The 577-nt window shown below is 56.5% G+C and carries 1 protein-coding gene and 1 pseudogene; both read right to left on the bottom strand.

What is annotated here, in order from left to right; genetic code table 11:
* Positions 1–104 (bottom strand): ureidoglycolate lyase (locus tag ACIOZM_RS28485; protein WP_401220256.1); only part of this gene is annotated, 104 nt, incomplete at its 3' end.
* Positions 105–223: 119 nt separating this feature from the next.
* Positions 224–577 (bottom strand): annotated as a pseudogene (locus ACIOZM_RS28490) (allantoicase); the annotation flags it as partial.

Consider the following 577-nt stretch of genomic DNA (forward strand, 5'->3'; position numbering starts at 1 on the left):
GAACCGTTGTTGTTCATGAAGTGATCGCTGGAGTCGGTTTCGATGACATCACCGAAAGGGGCGAAGGCTTCTTTGGTCAGCGGTTCAATCGTCAATGTGCGCATGCTGTTCTTCTTATCCGAATTCTGTGTTGTTGGTTCTGTTGCTATCGCTGGCAGGCCAGCTCCCACATTTGGAATGCAATCCCTTGTGGGAGCCAGCCTGCTGGCGATCGGGTTCAACCTTATTTAGCGACCTTGCCGAGGACGCGCAGGCGACTTACACCACCATCCGGGAATACGTTCAGACGGATGTGGGTGATCGGGCCCAGAGCCTTGATCTGCTCGACGAAGGTGTGTTCGGCGTGCATTTCCAGTTTCTGGCTTGGCAGCAGATCACGCCAGAACAGCGACTGGGTTTCGATCTGGCTGTCGGTGCCGCCCTTGACGAACGCGCCCTGGATCGAGCAAGTGTCCGGGTAGTTGCCTTTGAAGTGCAGGGTGTCGACGACGATTTTTTCGATCTCGCACGGGTGACCCAGCGCGACGATGACCCAGTCATTGCCCGGCGTACGACGACGTGCAGTTTCCAAGCCGTC

The sequence above is a fragment of the Pseudomonas sp. NPDC087346 genome, assembly GCF_044744235.1.
Classification (GTDB): domain Bacteria; phylum Pseudomonadota; class Gammaproteobacteria; order Pseudomonadales; family Pseudomonadaceae; genus Aquipseudomonas.